The sequence below is a fragment of the Syntrophotalea sp. genome, from assembly GCF_050253115.1.
GTDB classification, from domain to species: Bacteria; Desulfobacterota; Desulfuromonadia; order Desulfuromonadales; family Syntrophotaleaceae; genus Syntrophotalea; species Syntrophotalea acetylenica.
Genome location: NZ_JBFWJQ010000009.1, coordinates 11,990 through 29,231 on the forward strand (window position 1 = coordinate 11,990; position 17,242 = coordinate 29,231).

At 57.5% G+C, this 17,242-nt stretch carries 18 protein-coding genes; 17 read left to right on the forward strand and 1 reads right to left on the reverse strand.

The window, feature by feature from the left end; translation table 11 throughout:
• The first annotated feature begins 127 nt into the window (after nt 1–127).
• From AB7E65_RS02000 to coaBC, 16 genes are all read left to right on the forward strand, one after another.
• On the forward strand, nt 128–1,924 hold the full coding sequence (locus tag AB7E65_RS02000) for a PAS domain S-box protein (RefSeq protein ID WP_320360476.1): 1,797 nt from the start codon (nt 128–130) through the stop codon (nt 1,922–1,924).
• 170 nt (nt 1,925–2,094) lie between these two features.
• Complete coding sequence (gene hisI, locus AB7E65_RS02005) at nt 2,095–2,472, forward strand: phosphoribosyl-AMP cyclohydrolase (protein WP_072287942.1); 378 nt, start codon at nt 2,095–2,097, stop codon at nt 2,470–2,472.
• Nucleotides 2,469–3,344 (forward strand): ATP phosphoribosyltransferase, encoded by an 876-nt coding sequence (gene hisG, locus AB7E65_RS02010; RefSeq protein ID WP_072285438.1) that lies wholly within the window; start codon nt 2,469–2,471, stop codon nt 3,342–3,344. Before hisI ends, hisG begins: the two co-directional genes overlap by 4 nt.
• 68 nt (nt 3,345–3,412) lie before the next feature.
• Entirely contained in the window at nt 3,413–3,826 is a 414-nt protein-coding gene (gene ndk, locus AB7E65_RS02015; RefSeq protein WP_320360477.1) for a nucleoside-diphosphate kinase, read from the forward strand.
• A gap of 137 nt (nt 3,827–3,963) precedes the next feature.
• A complete protein-coding gene (gene rlmN, locus AB7E65_RS02020) occupies nt 3,964–5,061 on the forward strand; it encodes a 23S rRNA (adenine(2503)-C(2))-methyltransferase RlmN (RefSeq protein WP_428745179.1) in 1,098 nt (365 codons plus the stop codon).
• On the forward strand, nt 5,058–5,930 hold the full coding sequence (gene mtnP, locus AB7E65_RS02025; protein WP_428745180.1) for an S-methyl-5'-thioadenosine phosphorylase: 873 nt from the start codon (nt 5,058–5,060) through the stop codon (nt 5,928–5,930). Before rlmN ends, mtnP begins: the two co-directional genes overlap by 4 nt.
• Nucleotides 5,931–5,961: 31 nt before the next feature.
• Entirely contained in the window at nt 5,962–6,735 is a 774-nt protein-coding gene (locus tag AB7E65_RS02030; RefSeq protein ID WP_072285435.1) for a tetratricopeptide repeat protein, read from the forward strand.
• A gap of 11 nt (nt 6,736–6,746) precedes the next feature.
• Nucleotides 6,747–7,679 carry a RodZ domain-containing protein gene (locus tag AB7E65_RS02035; protein ID WP_428745181.1) on the forward strand — a complete coding sequence of 311 codons (933 nt, stop codon included), beginning with the start codon at nt 6,747–6,749 and terminating at the stop codon, nt 7,677–7,679.
• Entirely contained in the window at nt 7,669–8,484 is an 816-nt protein-coding gene (locus AB7E65_RS02040; protein WP_428745182.1) for a purine-nucleoside phosphorylase, read from the forward strand. Before AB7E65_RS02035 ends, AB7E65_RS02040 begins: the two co-directional genes overlap by 11 nt.
• A gap of 172 nt (nt 8,485–8,656) precedes the next feature.
• Nucleotides 8,657–9,049 carry a response regulator gene (locus AB7E65_RS02045; protein WP_072287940.1) on the forward strand — a complete coding sequence of 131 codons (393 nt, stop codon included), beginning with the start codon at nt 8,657–8,659 and terminating at the stop codon, nt 9,047–9,049.
• Between the two features lie 17 nt (nt 9,050–9,066).
• Complete coding sequence (locus AB7E65_RS02050) at nt 9,067–9,513, forward strand: universal stress protein (RefSeq protein WP_072285432.1); 447 nt, start codon at nt 9,067–9,069, stop codon at nt 9,511–9,513.
• A 189-nt stretch (nt 9,514–9,702) separates the two neighbouring features.
• Complete coding sequence (locus AB7E65_RS02055) at nt 9,703–10,878, forward strand: response regulator (protein WP_428745183.1); 1,176 nt, start codon at nt 9,703–9,705, stop codon at nt 10,876–10,878.
• Between the two features lie 43 nt (nt 10,879–10,921).
• Nucleotides 10,922–12,514, forward strand: coding sequence for an NAD(P)/FAD-dependent oxidoreductase (locus AB7E65_RS02060; protein ID WP_320360483.1), 1,593 nt, complete (start codon nt 10,922–10,924; stop codon nt 12,512–12,514).
• A complete protein-coding gene (locus AB7E65_RS02065) occupies nt 12,511–13,662 on the forward strand; it encodes a 3'-5' exoribonuclease YhaM family protein (protein WP_428745184.1) in 1,152 nt (383 codons plus the stop codon). Before AB7E65_RS02060 ends, AB7E65_RS02065 begins: the two co-directional genes overlap by 4 nt.
• A complete protein-coding gene (locus AB7E65_RS02070) occupies nt 13,659–14,300 on the forward strand; it encodes an MBL fold metallo-hydrolase (protein WP_072285429.1) in 642 nt (213 codons plus the stop codon). The genes AB7E65_RS02065 and AB7E65_RS02070 overlap by 4 nt, the downstream gene beginning before the upstream one ends.
• 12 nt (nt 14,301–14,312) lie before the next feature.
• The gene (gene coaBC / locus AB7E65_RS02075) at nt 14,313–15,536 is read left to right on the forward strand and encodes a bifunctional phosphopantothenoylcysteine decarboxylase/phosphopantothenate--cysteine ligase CoaBC (RefSeq protein WP_072285428.1); all 1,224 of its coding nucleotides are present in this window, start codon (nt 14,313–14,315) and stop codon (nt 15,534–15,536) included.
• Here the strand turns inward: coaBC and AB7E65_RS02080 are convergent.
• Nucleotides 15,530–16,444 carry a zinc dependent phospholipase C family protein gene (locus AB7E65_RS02080; protein ID WP_072287938.1) on the reverse strand — a complete coding sequence of 305 codons (915 nt, stop codon included), beginning with the start codon at nt 16,442–16,444 and terminating at the stop codon, nt 15,530–15,532. The two genes, coaBC and AB7E65_RS02080, sit on opposite strands and share 7 nt — an antisense overlap.
• A gap of 61 nt (nt 16,445–16,505) precedes the next feature.
• On the opposite strand from AB7E65_RS02080, the gene AB7E65_RS02085 reads away from it, so the two are divergent.
• A complete protein-coding gene (locus AB7E65_RS02085; protein ID WP_072285427.1) occupies nt 16,506–17,234 on the forward strand; it encodes a uracil-DNA glycosylase in 729 nt (242 codons plus the stop codon).
• Nucleotides 17,235–17,242: the final 8 nt, after the last annotated feature.

Sequence of the window (17,242 nt, forward strand, 5' to 3'; positions counted from 1 at the left end):
GATGCTTCAGGTCAGCGCGCGATCTCCGGTTTTTTCAGACGGAGGTTTGGCGGCTGGTGGACGGCCAGGGAAGACAGTGTACTGAACAGCGGCGTTGTTGCGCGTGGCACTCTTTCCGGTGGGTCAAATGGACAGCAATTTCCATCAGAATCTTTCATTGCATAAATTTCAGGCCCTGTCCCAGGCTTTCGACGGCGTTGTCTATGAATTGCACCACCCGGGGGGCAAGCTTGACTGGTCCGATCAATGCAGCCGGCTGTTCGGTTTTTTGCGGGATGAAATGGGCAGCGACCTGCAAAGCTGGGCGGCTCGCATCCACCCGCAGGATCGTGGCGATGCCCTGCAGGCAATGTACCGCATTCTGCGTTCGGACCAACCGGTGCGGATTGAATACCGCGTATGCCATCGGCAAGGACACTACCTTTGGGTCCGGGATTACAGCTATATCTGCGGCCGGGGGGCGGACGGTTCCTGTCACATCATTGGTTTTCTGCAGAATATTGACGAAAGCCGGCAGCGTCAAAAGGACCTCGAACTGGCCCGGCGCGCCATAGACTCTTCCATCAACGGCATTGCCTTCACCGATATGGGAGGGTTGCTGACTTATGTCAATCAATCCTTTATCGACCTTGTGGGATATCAACACCCCGAGGAGCTGCTCGGCCGCCAGGTTGGAAGCCTTTGGAAAAACCCCAAAAAAGCTCGGGTAGTGTTGCGGAGTTTACAGAAATTCGGGGACTGGAGTGGCGAGGTTGCGGCGGTTCGACCCGATGGGCAGCCGGCTTATTTTGAGGTCTCGGCGCATGTTGTGGAAAATCCCGAAGGCGAGGCGCATTGCTACATGGCTTCGTTTGTCGACGTGACCGAACATAAGCAGGCTGTGCAGGAAGTGCTGGAATCCGAAGAAAAATACCGGCTTTTGTTTTCTTCTTCTTCGGATGCGATCGTGATTTTCGAGTCGGCATCCTATCGTATTCTCGATGTCAACCGGGCGGCGCTCGATCTCTATGGCTATACGCGGGAAGAGTTTTTGTCTCTCGACATGCTGGATCTCGGCGAAGAGATCGAGCAGAGCCGGTTTCGCATGCAGCAGGTCATATCCGGCGACCTTCGACATTTTCCGCAGGTCAGGCATCGCCGGAAAAATGGCGATGCTTTGGATATCGAGGTGTCCATCGGATGCTTCAACTGGAAAAAACACCGGGTGTTTGCCGCCTTTTTGCGGGATGTCAGCGATCGCAACCGTATCGAGCAGCTCAAGGACGATATGCTGTCGGCGGTCAGTCACGAAATGCGCACGCCCCTGACGGCGATTCTGGGGTTCACCGACTATCTCCTCAAGTCGGAGGAAGTTCTGGCGGGGCAAAAAGATTTCCTGCAAATCATCCATCAGCAAAGTGAACGCCTCAAGGATCTGGTGGAAAACCATCTCAACCTCCAGCGTCTCAGAGCCGGCTGCGGCGTCGGTTCCATTCACCCCGTCGAGGTTTTTCCCCTGCTGCACGGAGCTGTGAGCATGTTTTCCTCCGATCGCGGCCGGGATCGCATACATATTCAGTGCAATCAGGATTTGCCCGCCGTCCGGGGCGATGAAAACCAGCTGTACCGCGCGCTGTACAACCTGCTGTCCAATGCCATCAAGTATTCTCTCGACAATGAAGCGATTGTTGTGGGTGCCTATGGGGAGGTCGACGGCGTTGTGCTTTATGTGAAGGACCAGGGGGTAGGAATCCCCGCCGAACACCAGGAGTCGATTTTCGATCGTTTTTTTCGTGTGCCGTCCGATTATCACACCATGAGAGGTACCGGTCTCGGGCTATCTCTGGTGCGGGAAATCGTCAAGGCCCACAACGGTCGGGTCTGGCTTGAGAGCAAACCCGGCTGCGGGAGCTGTTTCTATATGAAGTTGCCCCTGTACCGTTGACGACGAGCAGTGCCTTTCCCGGTTTATCCATATGTTTTTCCGGCATGTTACAGCAGGTGTTTGTTGCAGGCAGATCGGGGAAACGGTTGACAGTCCGGTTTTCGCGTTGTATTAAGGATCAGGCTGTTTTGCGTTTGTTGCAGGATGATCCGATCTGTCGGGAGGCAAAGATGATCAAGATCGACTTTGAAAAGATGGGCGGCCTGGTGCCGGCCATTATTCAGGACTATCAGACCAACGAGGTTCTGATGGTGGCATTTCTGGATGAGAAAGCCCTCAATCTGACCCTGGAAACCGGCAAGACATGGTTTTTCAGTCGCAGTCGCAACAAGTACTGGATGAAAGGCGAACAATCCGGAAATACCCAGGAAGTCAGGGAAGTTTTTACCGATTGCGATGCCGATGCTTTGGTCATCAAGGTCAAGCAGAACGGTGGTGCCGCCTGCCATACCGGCAACCGCAGCTGTTTTTATGTCCACTGGGAAAACGGAGCATGGGTGGAGCACTCCGAACCGCTGTTCGACCCCGATGAAGTCTACAAAAAATGAGCCGGCTACTTAAACTGGGCATTCCCAAAGGCAGCCTGGAGCAGGCTACCGTCGATCTTTTTCGCAAGGCCGGATGGGATATCCGCATTGCCTCCCGCAATTATTTTCCTGCAATCGACGACGATGAAATCAGTTGCAGCCTGATCCGCAGCCAGGAAATGAGTAAATATGTGGAGCGGGGCACCATCGACGTCGGCATCGCCGGGAGGGACTGGGTCGTGGAGAACGACTCGGATGTCGAAATCATCAGCGACCTGGTGTATTCCAAGGTTTCCCGACGCCCGGCCCGCTGGGTACTGGTGGTGACGAACGACTCGCCGGTACGGAAACTGGAGGATCTCGGGGGGAAGACCATTTCCACCGAGTTGGTCGGCTTTACCCGACGCTATTTCGCCGACAGGGGCATCGACGTTAATGTAGAGTTTTCCTGGGGGGCTACCGAGGCCAAGGTCGTCGAGGGTTTGTGCGATGCCATCGTCGAGGTAACCGAAACCGGTTCGACCATCCGGGCCAACAATCTGCGGATTGTTGAAACGCTCATGGAGTCGACGCCTGTGATACTGGCCAACAGGCAATCCTGGCAGGATCCCTGGAAGCGCTGCAAGATCGAGCAGTTGCATACCCTGCTAGAGGCCGCCTTGCGTGCTGAAAAGATGGTGGGCCTGAAAATGAATGTTCCCCACGATCGGGTGGAAGACATCATCCGTATTCTGCCGAGCCTCAATCGGCCCACGGTGGCCAATCTTTATCGTTCGGAATGGGTTTCTGTTGAAACGGTCCTGCACGAAAAAGAAGTGCGGTGCATCATTCCCGAACTCGTCAGGCTGGGTGCTCAGGGGGTTATCGAATATCCCTTGACAAAGATTATCTGAAACCTCTGCATTTTGCTTCAAGGGCACGGGGATTGTCTGTGCCGGATTTCAGTCTCACGGAGATTACCATGGAAAGAACCCTGGCTATCATCAAACCCGATGCCTTTGCCGCCGGTCACGCCGGACATATTCTTGCGCGAATTTACGAGGAGGATTTTCAGGTTGTCGGCCTGAAAAAACTGCATCTCTCCGAGCAGCAGGCTGCCGGGTTTTACCACGTGCATGCCGATAAGCCTTTTTTTGACGATCTGAAAGGATTCATGAGCAGCGGACCCTGCATTGTCATGGTGTTGGAAGCCGAGGCTGCGATTCGCAGATGGCGCGATCTGATGGGGGCTACAAACCCCGCCACAGCTCCTGCCGGGACGCTGCGCAACCAGTTTGGAACTTCGCTCGGGCGCAATGCGGTGCATGGTTCCGATGCGCCGGAAACCGCCCTCTTCGAGGTTGGCTATTTCTTTTCCGGCATGGAACTGCTGTAGAGCTGTTTGGCCCGATGCGGGCCTCGCAGGATAGGATAGTTCAGGATAGGGCCTTGTGCCCGGGGAGCCCTTCGGATACAATCTGGAGGGTTTTTTATTGAGAATCTGCTGGCTTGCGTAGCCGTTTGGAATACAGCATGAACAACGCTTCCCTGATTGATCTGAAGAATCTCACCCTTGAGGAACTGACAGAATTTCTTGCCGGCATGGGCAAGGAGCGTTTCCGTGCCCGCCAAATCATGCGCTGGATGTATGGCCGTCTGGCTCAGGATTTCGAGGCCATGAGCGATCTGTCCAAAGAGTTGCGGTCCCAGTTGAGCCAGCGTGCGCGTATATCGCATCTGGTGCCCGAAACCGTTGAAGAAAGCCGGGACGGCACCCGAAAATATCTGTTTCGCCTGGAAGATGGCGAAACCGTCGAAACGGTGCGTATTCCCATGGAGGATCATCGCTGCACACTGTGCATTTCGACGCAGGTGGGATGTGCCATGGGCTGCGTATTTTGTCACACCGGCAGCTTCGGGCTGGTGCGCCATCTCGCGCCGGCGGAAATCGTCAATCAGGTGTGTGCCGCCATGGCCGAAGCTCCTGTCAACAACATCGTGCTCATGGGAATGGGTGAACCACTGCATAACCTCGACAATGTCGTCAAAGCCCTACAGATCCTCTATACCCCCGAAGGGTTTGATTTCAGTCCCAGAAAAGTCACCTTGTCGACAGCCGGCCTGGTGCCCGAAATGCTGGAGCTGGGACGCCGTATTCGCGTCAATCTGGCGGTGTCGCTCAATGCTACCACCGACGAGGTGCGCAACCGTCTGATGCCGATAAACCGCCGCTATCCTCTCGCTGAACTGATGAAGGCCTGTCGGGAATATCCTCTGCAGCCCAGGCAACGCATCACCTTTGAATATATTCTCATCCGGGATACCAACGATTCGGAGCAGGATGCCCGCCGACTGGTAAAGCTTTTGCATGGTATAAAGGCCAAGGTCAACCTCATTCCTTATAACGAGCATCCTGCGTCTCCCTTCAAGGCGCCCGCGGAGGAGTCTGTTTCCCGGTTCCAGGGGTATCTGCTGGACCGCGGTATGGTGGCGGTGCGCCGGGCCAGCAAGGGGCAGGATATCGCCGCAGCCTGCGGCCAGCTCAAGGGAAAACTGACGGCGGCACAATCGCGGCAATCCGGCGTTGATTCGTCATCGCCGGAGCATTCCTCAAAGAGAGGTAACAGATGAAGCAGACCATCATAGGGGTTATCGGCGGCAGTGGTCTTTACGATATGGAAGGGCTCAGCGACCTTCGCGAAGTTGCGGTTTCCACGCCTTTTGGTAAACCATCCGATGTATTTGTAGTCGGTGAACTGCAAGACGTGCAGCTGGTTTTTCTGCCGCGTCACGGCCGTGGCCATCGCCTGATGCCCTCGGAAGTGCCCTATCGCGCCAACATCCATGGCATGAAGCAGCTCGGAGTCGAGCGCATCATTTCCGTGTCGGCAGTCGGCAGCATGCAAGAGCACATAGCGCCGGGGCATATCGTCGTTCCTGACCAGTTTTTCGACCGCACCCAGGGCCGGCGCGTTTCCTCTTTTTTCGGAGAAGGTATTGTCGGGCATGTGCAATTTGCCGATCCGGTATGCCGCGACCTTTTTCGAACCCTGGCGGAAGCGGGCCGCAAAGCCGGTGCCACGGTACATGAGGGGGGCACCTACCTCTGTATCGAGGGCCCCAATTTTTCCACCCGCGCCGAATCGAAGATTTATCGCAGCTGGGGTGTGGATATTATCGGCATGACCAACATTCCTGAAGCGCGACTGGCGCGCGAAGCCGAGATCTGTTACGGTACCATCGCCCTGGCAACCGATTACGACTGTTGGCACGAAGGGCACGACGATGTTTCCGTTGATGCGGTGGTGGCCATGGTAAGGCAGAATGTCGCCATGGCACGTCTTATCATTCGCCACGCGGCGGAAATTCTGGCCACCGGTCACGATAGGGCCTGCGCCTGCCAAGAAGCGTTGCGTTACGCCATCATGACCGATCCCGCAGTGATCCCGCCGGCGACGCGCGCCAGGCTCGAACTGCTGCTTGGCAAATATCTCCAATAATCCGTTGATCTGCTCAATGGGGGGCTTCAAGGTGCGTATATCTGGAAAAATCAAGTTTCTGAAATGGTGCCTGCTGATACTGCCGTTGCTGGCAAGCGGCTGCGCGCCTGCCGGCGGCAAGGGTTTGAGTATGTCCGACAATGCGCAGGTACAGTACACTCTCGGCGTGGCCGAGCTGAAAAACAACAACCCGACCTCGGCGTTGGCCAGTTTTCTGGAAGCGGAAAAACTGGACAGGCGAAATCCCGATATCCAGGAAGGACTGGCCCAGGCCTATCACCGGAAAAAAGCTTATGCCGAAGCGGAAAAACATTACCTGAACGCCATTCGGATGCGACCGGATGAACCACGGTTTCATAACAATATCGGCACCTTGTATCTGGATATGCAACGACCGGACGAGGCTCTGACGTACCTGGAAAAGGCAGTGAACAATCTGTTGTTCCCCAGCCCGGAGATCCCCCTGACGGGGATCGGCATCGCGCGCTTTCTTAAAAGCGATTATCTGGGAGCGGTGTCGGCCTACCGGGAAGCCCTGGGCAAGAATCCGCAGTATGTTGAAGCCTACCTGCGTCTTGGAGAGGTACTGAGCGTGTTGGGACAGGTGGACCGGGCGTTGGTTGAGTATCGCAAGGCGCTGGTTTTGTCTCCGCAATACGGCCGCCTGCACTTTCTTATGGGACTGGCTTTTATGAAAAACGGCGATATGCAAAAGGCCCGGCAATCTTTTACCAGAGTGACGGAACTGATTCCCGAGTCTGAACTGGGGCTGCGCGCCGGTGATTATCTCGATATGCTGCAGTGAGGTGAAAGACCATGGATGAAACCACTCAGAAAACTGTTTCCGCTGAAATGCCCGCCTTTCCGGACTTTGGCACGCAGTTGCGCATGGCGCGCGAGGCCCGCGGCCTGACCTTGCATGCGATGGCGGAGCAGAGCCGCATCCGCCAGACTTATCTGCAAGCATTTGAAAACGGCGACTTGGAGAAATTGCCCCCGGCTCCCTATGCGGTTGGCTTTTTGAGACAGTATGCGGTGTTGCTGCAGCTCGACCCTGCGCCGCTGGTCGCTGCCTACCGGCAGGTTCGTCCGGCTTCACAGGCGGATGACGGTCCATCCGAGCCGGATGCTTTGCTCTCGGACCGACGTTTCAGATACCGCGGCACAGGCCGGTTCTGGTGGTATCTTGCGATCGGCGCGCTGCTTGCGGTGGTTATCGGATTGCTGATTATCGGCATCGCCGGCAAGTTTGCTCCAAAAGTCGAGAAATCCGACGGCGCAGAAGCTTCCATTGAAGAAACTGCCGATGAGGCAAGCGGCCAGACCAGCACAAATGTTTCCGTACCGGCCGCGCCGGTTGTTGCCGGCCCCGTGCCGGCCCAACCCCTGATCAGCCCATCCCGCGCAGAGCTGGCCCTGGATTCGCGGATGATCACTTTTCCCCTGGCCGATGGCGGCAGCATTTTCCGCCTGGCCGCGAAGGGCGCCGGATGGTTGGAGATCGAAGCCGATCAACGGCCCCTGCAAAGCTACGATATGCAGGATGGCACTCTTGTCGAGTGGACGATCCGCGAGTCTGCCATCATTCGGCTCGACATTGCCGGTGGCATGCAGGCCTGGGTCGATGGTCGTGAAGTATCTCTGCCAGGCGCATGTACAGTGGTTTTCGCGCGATCGTCGGCTACGGCCGATGCCCCTTCACCGACGGCTGGTTCCGCGGACGTTGAAGGCATGAGCGATGCACCATGAGGAAAACCTTGCTTCCGCGGTTGCGGCGGTGCATTCCGGTTTCGGGGACGAACCGCCTGACCTGGCCATCATTTTGGGGTCGGGCCTTGGCGCGGCAGCGGAGCATGTGGCCGTAACAGGCCTGTGGGATTACCGGGACTTCGATTGTTTTCCCCGCGGTGCCGTAGCCGGGCATGCCGGACAGCTGGTTGCCGGGACCCTGCATGGACGCAGAGTGCTGGTATTTCAGGGGCGTTTCCACCTTTACCAGGGTTTTTCAGCCTGGCAGTCGGCCATGCCTGTAAGGCTTGCTCATGCTCTGGGCTGCCGGCGCCTGCTCTTGACCAATGCCGTTGGCGGCATCCATTCTGACCTGCAGCCCGGCCGCTTCATGTTTGTCCAGGACCATATCAACCTGTCGGGAGACAATCCTCTTCGAGGGATGCCGGGCGATATCTTTATCGATCTCTGCCACCTCTACCGCAGTGATCTTTATCCGGATCTGCACCAGCAGGCCCTGGCGCGGGGCATGACTCTTTACCAGGGGGTGCTGGCAGCCGTAGCCGGGCCGAGTTACGAGACCCCGGCCGAAGTGCGCGCTCTGGGACGACTGGGTGCCGATGCCGTTTCCATGTCGCTGGTGGCGGAGGCCATCATGGCCGGTTATTTCGGCATGGAACTCGTCGGATTGAGTTTCGTAACCAACCGGGCGGCGGGGCTGGCAACCAGAACCCTTCGACATGACGATGTTCTTGCTGTTGGTCAAACGGGCGTCCGACAGCTTGCGGTTTTGCTTGAACTGCTGTGCCGGTTGTGGTGGCGATGATCTTTGCGCCGCGATTTGACTGCTGCTTTTGCCGTTTGTCTCCACATACCCGCAAGTGCCAGCAACCTATTGAAAAAACTGAATAATCCACGATTTGTAAAGATTCAGCAAGCACTTGACAGCCCCTGCGGCGGTGATATGCTTTAGGCAAAAATAAGGAAGGGGGGTGGCACTGGTGCAGAGTCATGAGAAGGTTCTGGTCGTGGATGATGAGGAAAATGCCCGGATCGCCTTGCGCGCCATTCTGCAGGAAGAAGGATACGAGGTTGACAGTGTCGCCAATGGCTATGAAGCCCTGGAATTTCTTCGTCAGCATAAGGTCAATGTGGTCATCAGCGACTTGAGGATGCCCGAAATGAATGGTCTGTCCTTCCTTCGTGAACTGAATCGCCACTACCCCAGCACGCGGGTGATCATGGTGACAGCCTACGGCGGTGTCGAATCGTATCTCGAGGCGATTCAGCTGGGCGCATTTGAATACATTCATAAGCCGGTCAAGGTCGATGAGCTGAAAAACATCATGCACAAGATGCTGGCGGAGAACCGATCGGCCAGAGCGAACTGACTATTTCTGGGGGGATAATGAAGGATTTCAAAACGATTCTCTTTGCCACGGATTTTTCTGAAAACTCCGAGTACGCTTTTGGATATGCGCTGGCCATGGCGCGTAAGTACCAGGCTCTGCTCGCCATCGTGCACGTTATCAACGAACCGGTGGATCTCAAGGGATTTTACGTTCCCCACATCTCTTTTGAGTCCCTGGAAGAGGAAATCGAAGAAGGCGCGCGAAAGATGATGGAAAAGTTTTGCGTCATGCACCTGGAAGATTTTGAAAATTACCAGACCTTCATTCTGCCGGGGATCCCGTTTGACGAGATCATCAAAAAGGCCCGGGAGTTGTCCGCCGATCTCATTATCATGGGCACGCAGGGGCGCTCCGGCCTGGATCATGTGCTGTTCGGCAGCACGGCGGAAAAGGTGGTGCGCAAATCCCCGGTTCCGGTCATGACCGTCCGGGTGCCGAACTGATTCCTTCCCGGTTTCAAATGTCTGCGAGGCGACAGGTGGTCGCCTCTTTTTTTTGCCATGCGCAGGGTTGCTGGCCAGTCGGTATTTCCCCCTTGCATTCGCGAATTGGTGAAGGTTATCCTTGAAGGCGTTGTATAAGGGCCGCCCGATGGCGTTACGGCGTTTTTTCAGCCTTCAGTGGAGACAGGTATGCCCAACCGGATTCTGGTGGTGGACGACGAGGCAATAATCCTGCAGTTGGCGAGGATGGTGCTGACCAGTCGCGGCTTTGAGGTGCTCACGGCCCAGAGCGGTCAGGAGTGCCTGAAGATTGTCTCGCGGCAGTCGCCTGCCCTGGTGCTGCTTGACTACATGATGCCTGTTATGGACGGCATGACGACCCTGCGATATCTGCGGCAGCATCATCCCGACACCTACGTCATCATGCTGACCGGCAAAGGCAGCGAGCAGATCGCCGTGGAGGTTATGAAGGCCGGCGCTGCTGATTATATTCTCAAGCCCTTCAAAAACCAGGATCTTGTAGAAAGGATTGAAAATGTCCTTCGTATCCGGCGCATCGAGATACACAATCGGGAGTTGCGTCAGGAACGGGAACGGCTGTTAAACGAAATCGAAAGCTGGAACCTGGAGCTGGAGCGTCGCGTCGCGGAAAAAACCCAAGAACTTGAACTGGCGCATGCGGAAATCCTGCAGGCTGAGAAACTCGCAGCCCTTGGCCATGTTTCGGCCGGCATGGCCCATGAAATCCGCAACCCTCTCAATGCTATCGGCCTGTTCGCCCAGATTCTGAAACCGGTACTGGCCCATGATGCCGAAAAATCCGGCTACATCGATAAATTGCTGTACGAGGTTGATCGTATCGACGCGATCCTGTCCAAGCTTCTGGATGCCAGCAAGGGCCCGAAAGTCACACTCAAGCCTGTCTGCCTGGTCGAAACCATCGATCGTATCCTGGATGGTTTTGACGAGCAGCTGAAATCCTGCCATGTAAAAGTTGAACGACAATATGAACAGGTGCCGCCTCCGATCATGGCGGATATCGGTGAAATCGAGCAGATTTTCAATAATCTTTTCGCCAACTCTCTGTACGAGATGCAGCACGGCGGGTGTCTGGGGGTGACGGTGCGGTACGACAGCAACAAGGTTTCCATAGCGGTTTCCGACACCGGCAGCGGGATTCCGAAAGAAAATCTGACCAAGATCTTTGATCCGTTCTTCACAACCAAGGCCAAGGGCACCGGTTTCGGTTTGTCGGTGGTATTGCGCATCGTCAAGACTTATCAAGGCCATATCAGTGTCCGCAGCACCGAAGGGGAAGGGACGGTTTTCAATCTCGAGTTCCCTCTTGCTGTGTCATGCTGCTGAACAAGGTTACTGCTCCTCAATCCTACTGGACTATCTGAGCATCATGTCCCTGTTGTTACGAGAAATCGCACTGACCCTTGACGAGGGCGAGGGATTGCTGCCGTTGCGCATCGGCGAGGAACTCGGCGTCGCTCCCGACGCGCTTAAAAACCTCAGGATTGTCCGCCGCGGTATCGACGCGCGGCGGAAAAACCGTATTCTGCGCGTGTTCAATGTTCAGTTCGAGGTAGCCGACGAAGCTGCGCTGCTACAGCGTCATCGCGGTCTTTCCCGCCTGCAAAAAGCTGAAGCGCCGACTTTGCCGCTGATTGTGCCGTTGCTCCGGCCATGGCGGGTGCTGGTCGTAGGCATGGGTCCGGCAGGCCTGTTTGCCGCCTGGAGGCTGGCCCGCAGCGGCGCACGGGTTACGCTGGTGGAGCGTGGCGGTCCTGTCGAGAGTCGGGTCAGGGACGTGCGGCGATTTCGCAGCGAGGGTCACTTTGACCCCGACAGTAACATCGCTTTTGGCGAAGGCGGCGCAGGTACCTTTTCCGACGGCAAGCTGACCACGAGGGTCAGGCACCCCTGGCACAGGGCGGTTCTGGAAACACTGGTGGCATGCGGGGCGCCGCAAGACATTCTCATCGAATCCAAGCCGCATGTCGGAACGGATCGGCTGCGCCTGGTGCTGATCCGGTTTCGTCAGATGCTGACCGAACTGGGGGTCGATATCCGTTACAGGACCCGGCTCAGTTCCCTGGTGGTCCATGAAGGAGGCATCACCGGGGGGATTCTCGACGGAAGGGAGGAAATGCCTTGCGACAGCCTGCTGCTGGCCTGCGGCCATAGTGCGCGGGATACCTATCACATGCTCCGGTCGGCAGGGGTGGCCATGGAGGCCAAGCCTTTCGCGGTGGGTGTGCGGGTGGAGCACCCGACGGAGCTGATCAACCGCATCCAGTTTGGCCATGCACGCCATCCGAGGCTCCCGGCGGCAGAGTATGCCCTGACATGGAACGACCCCCAGACCGGACGAGGAATCTATTCCTTCTGTATGTGCCCGGGTGGCGAGGTCGTGGTGGCTTCCTCCGAGCCGGACGGCATGGTTGTCAATGGCATGAGTTACCTGCGGCGCGACGGCGAAATGTCCAACAGCGCCCTGGTGGTTGCGGTGCGCCCCGATGATTTCGATGACCACGACGCTTTGGCCGGCGTGCGTTTTCAGCGCCGCTGGGAACGGCAGGCCTTCGCCCTGGGCGGCGGGACCTTCCGTGCCCCGGCTCAGAACCTGCTGGCATTTCTCGGCAGTGGCAGCGGCCCTTTGCACTCGACTTGTCGTCCGGGCGTATGCGAAGCGGAGCTCGCCGAGGCGCTGCCCGACTTTGTGACGATCGGGCTACGTCGGGCCCTGCCCCATTTCGATCGGCGCATGCGAGGGTTCATTACCGGCGATGCGACACTGGTAGGCATCGAAACGCGAACCTCGGCGCCTTTGAGAATTTTGCGCGGGAGTGACGGACAGTCCGTTTCCCATCCCGGCCTTTTCCCTGCGGGCGAAGGGGCCGGCTATGCCGGGGGCATCATGAGTGCAGCCCTTGACGGCATCCATATCGGAGAACAAATCATCCGTTCTGTACCAACCGGGAGATGCAGGTGAAAAAAGTTTATGCGGGTCAGATCAGGGACCGGGATATTGTTCAGGAATCCTTCCTGGTACGAGAAAAAATTACCGCCATGGCGCGCAACGGCAAGCCCTACCTCACCATCAAGCTGATGGACCGCACCGGGGAAATCGAAGGGCGTGTCTGGGACCGCGTCGAGGAACTATCAGGAGCTTTTGACAAGGATGACTTTGTGCAGGTGCAGGGTAAAGCCAGTCTGTACCTCGGGAAAATGCAGCTGGTCGTGCAGGATCTGAAAAAGCTCGAGGATTCACAGGTCGATCTGGGCGATTACATGCCGGTGGCCACGCGGAGCAAGGCCGACATGCTGTCGGAACTCGGTGCCTGGATCGAGAGTCTCACCACCCCCTGCCTGAAAACCCTGATGGAGCGGTTCCTTGCCGACGAGTCGTTCATGCATGGTTACGCCAGTGCCCCGGCGGCCAAGGCCATTCATCATGTCTATCTGGGCGGATTGCTGGATCACTCCCTGGCAGTGGCCCGCCTGGTGGATGACATCTGTCGCCACTATCCATCCGTCAACAGGGATCTTCTGCTGACCGGCGCTCTGCTGCACGATATCGGCAAGGTGGCCGAGCTCTGTTATGAGAGGAGCTTCGGCTATACCGATGCAGGCAAGCTTCTGGGGCACATTGCCATCGGGTTTCAGATGCTCGACAGCAAGCTGGCGCAGGTCGAGGATTTCCCGCCGGAAACGGCGCTGCTACTGAAACATCTGCTGCTGTCCCACCATGGGCAATACGAATACGGTTCCCCCAAACGACCCAAGACACTGGAAGCCACCATCCTCAACTATCTTGACGATCTCGATTCCAAGATCAACGGTATCCAGGCCCATATCGATAAAGAACCGGACAGCGACGAGTCCTGGACCGGCTACCATCGCATCTATGATCGCTATTTCTACAAGACCGGTTCCGTCGCACCCCTGTTGTTAGATGAGGGCGGCCGCTCCGCCACCGCGGCACCGGAGTGCGGCGTCCCCGCTACGGACACGGCAACGGCCGAAACGAGGCGGCAGCCGGCCGAGCGCCGCCGGAGAGGATTCAATTGCGCCATCGGGGACCAGTTGCGCGGGAAAAACCTGGATCTTTTCAATCTGAACGAGAGGGATGACCATTGAGCGCGTTCTGGCAAGCATCTGTTGTTACGGGACCACTTGGCGTCAACTGTTACCTGTTGGGGTGTCCGCGGACCCGCCAGGCCATTGTCATCGATCCGGGCGGAGACGGTGACCGGATCCTGGCCATGCTCGAAGCGCAGCAAATGGTGTTGAAGACCGTTATCAATACCCATGGTCACTTCGATCACATCGGCGGCAATCGCACTCTTGTCGAGGCAACCAATGCCGAACTGCTGCTGCATTCGGCGGACCTGCCGCTGCTGAGGTCTGCGTCGGAACATGCTGCGGCATTCGGGCTGTCCCGGATCGACCCTTCCCCCGAGCCGAGCCGGTTCCTGCAGGATGGCGAGGTGCTGGAAGTCGGTTGCATGGCCCTGCAGGTCATCCATGTGCCGGGACATTCGCCCGGCAGTGTCTGTCTCAGCTGCGGCGATGCCCTGTTTGCCGGCGATGTGCTGTTCGCCGGCTCTATCGGCAGGACCGACCTGCCAGGCGGCGACCATCTGACATTGCTCAAGGGTTTGCAGGATCGGCTGCTGACGCTGCCCGACCACACCCTGGTCTATCCCGGCCACGGTCCGCAGACGACCATCGGCCACGAGCGGCGCGGCAATCCGTTCCTGAATTATTTTGATTGAGGGAGGCAGGCGATGATGACCGGCAAACAGATCGTCGTCGGGGTTACGGGAGGCATAGCGGCTTATCGGGCCGCGGAACTGGTCCGGCTGTATGTCAAGGCCGGCGCGCAGGTGCATGTCATCATGACCCGCGCCGCTGCCGAATTCATCACGCCGCTGACCTTCCAGACATTGTCGGGCAATCCCGTGCACACCGATTTGTTCAGCCTGATCAGCGAGCGGGAAATTGGCCACATCACACTGGCGGACCGTGCCGACGTGCTGGTAGTGGCGCCCGCAACCGCCAACCTGATTGGAAAAGTGGCCGCCGGTCTGGCCGATGACCTGCTCACAACCACGATCATGGCGACCAAAGCGCCGGTGTTGTTCGTGCCGGCCATGAATAGCAATATGTGGGAAAATCCCGTCTATCAGGGCAACCAGGCGCGGCTGAGGAACCTTGGGTACGGTTTTGTCGATCCGGTCAGCGGGCTTCTGGCCTGCGGTTGGCAAGGGCAGGGCAAGATGGCCGAGCCCGATGTGGTATGGGAGGAAACACTACGGTTGCTGACTCCGCAGGATCTGGCATCGGAAACCATTCTGGTCACCGCCGGTCCGACCCGCGAGGAACTCGATCCGGTGCGCTACCTGAGCAATTATTCGTCCGGCAAAATGGGATACGCCATCGCCCGTGCCGCCAGTCGACGCGGGGCGCGGGTTATCCTGGTGTCGGGACCGACCTGTCTGGCGCCGCCGGCAGGGATCGACGTGCGCAGGGTGTCCAGCGCTCTGCAGATGCAACAGGCGGTCATGGAGTGCCTCCCGGTGGTGACGGTGGTGATCAAGGCAGCGGCGGTTGCGGATTACAGGCCGGAACAACGGGATAAGCAGAAAATCAAAAAGGGGCCTGCAGACAGGATGCAGCTGAACCTGCTCAAGAATCCGGACATCCTGTCGGAATTGGGCCGGGTGAAGGGCGACCGGCTGCTCATCGGCTTTGCCGCGGAGACGGAGAATCTGGAAGAACATGCGTTGCGAAAATTGAAGAACAAGAATCTGGACATGATCCTTGCCAATGATGTAAGTCACCCCGAGGCCGGTTTTGAGGTAGACACCAATCTGGTTCGGATTTTTTATCGCAACGGCACCGCCGAGCAGTGCCTCTTGATGAGCAAAGCCGAACTGGCCGATGTGGTGCTGGACAGGCTGCTGCGCCTGCGATATCCCTCGGCGGCGGGCAACGGGGCAGGTCAGTAGCCCGACAGCAGTTCGAGAAGTTTTTCCGGATGAGTGATTCCGCGGCGCAGCCGCAGTTTGATCTCGCCAAGCAACTGCTCTGCCTGATTGTCGGGCAACTTCCCCTCCAGCCAGAGCAGCCGCAGATTTTTGCGGATGGCCCTGGCGGCGTTAAGGGCCCTTTCTCCAGCGGGATCGGCTTTCCAGTAAGGGCTGTCCTGCATGTGCCGCAACACGCTCATTACGGCTTCATGGGCCAGGCCGAGGTATTCATCCTGATTGTCTTCCTGTAGCGTCCACTTGGAGTGCTCGGAAAGGGAACGTAGCATTTTCTGCCATTGCTGCAGGCGGCTCAACAATAGCAGAGAGTTGAACAGACGCTTGTTGGTGCCAAAGGAGAACAGCGTCGGTGCCAGAGTTTTGCGCAGCATGGTGTCGTCGGCACTCAGATCTTTCTGTGCCAAAGAGCGCGCCAGGGCCCAGCAGGCGGGATTTACCCGGCCTTCGAAGCGCATCTCCCAGTAAGTGTGTTTGTGCATGACGGTATTGAAGGTTCGCACCAGCTTGTAGGGAATCAGATAGGCGTGGGCAATGGTGTCGGCAGCCAGATGGGCGATGTAGCCGTAGGCACAGGCGCGCTGGGCATCGTTCTCGGCGGCTTCGAGGATGCGGCAGCCTACCCGCCAGGAATGGCAGTGCTGCAGGTAATGGGTGAAACGTTTGCCGAGAGTGATGTCGGCGCTGATGCAGCCGTAGAGAAAATCGAAAGGATGCGCGGCGATCAGGTGCCGCAGCGTTTCCGGCAGAAGGTGCAGTTCGCCAAGCACCTGCGAGCCCAGTTGCAGATGGACACCGAGACCCCAGGCCGATGCATCGGCAGGGATAGCGAGAATCGCGAAAAATGTGGTGATGAACAATATGAACGCCATGGATACCTGCGTTGATTTCTGCTGCAAGCATAATCCCGCAGCCAGGGAAATGTAAAGAGATATGCCGGATAAGCTTTACCGTGATGTTTGTGAGACGGTCGGCCAGGTGCGCGGGTTGTTGGAAAACCTCCAATTACTCGGGGTGCGGCATTTGCCGCCTGCCGTGCCGACAGAGGATCTGCCGGTTTGCGTGACCTCCCAGGACTCTGGGGATGGTGCCGGACCGTGCCGACCGGAAAGTCTGGAAGAGATCCGCGCGGATCTGGGAGATTGCCAACGTTGCATGCTCTGCGAAAAACGCGAACACATTGTGTTCGGTTGCGGTAGTGCCGCGGCTCGCCTGGTGCTGGTCGGCGAGGCTCCGGGCCGCGAAGAGGACAAGCAGGGGATGCCCTTTGTCGGCGAGGCCGGGCGCCTGCTGGATCGGATGCTTTTTGCCATGGGGCTGGGCCGGGAGGATGTTTATATCTGCAACGTGCTGAAGTGTCGGCCACCAGGCAACAGGGATCCGCAGTCAGAGGAAATTGCCGCTTGCGAACCCTTTTTGATACGACAGTTGGCGGCCATCCGCCCTCGTGTCATTGTGGGTATGGGGCGTTTTGCGGTCCAGACGCTGCTGCGGGAAAAGCAGGCTGTCAGTCGTCTGCGGGGCCAGTGGCGTGAATACGAAGGCATTCCGCTGATGCCTACATACCACCCGGCTTATCTTTTGAGGAATCCCGCTTCGAAGCGGGAAGTGTGGGAAGATCTTAAACAGGTCATGGGCCGGTTGCGTGGCAGTGATGCCTGAGAAAGCTG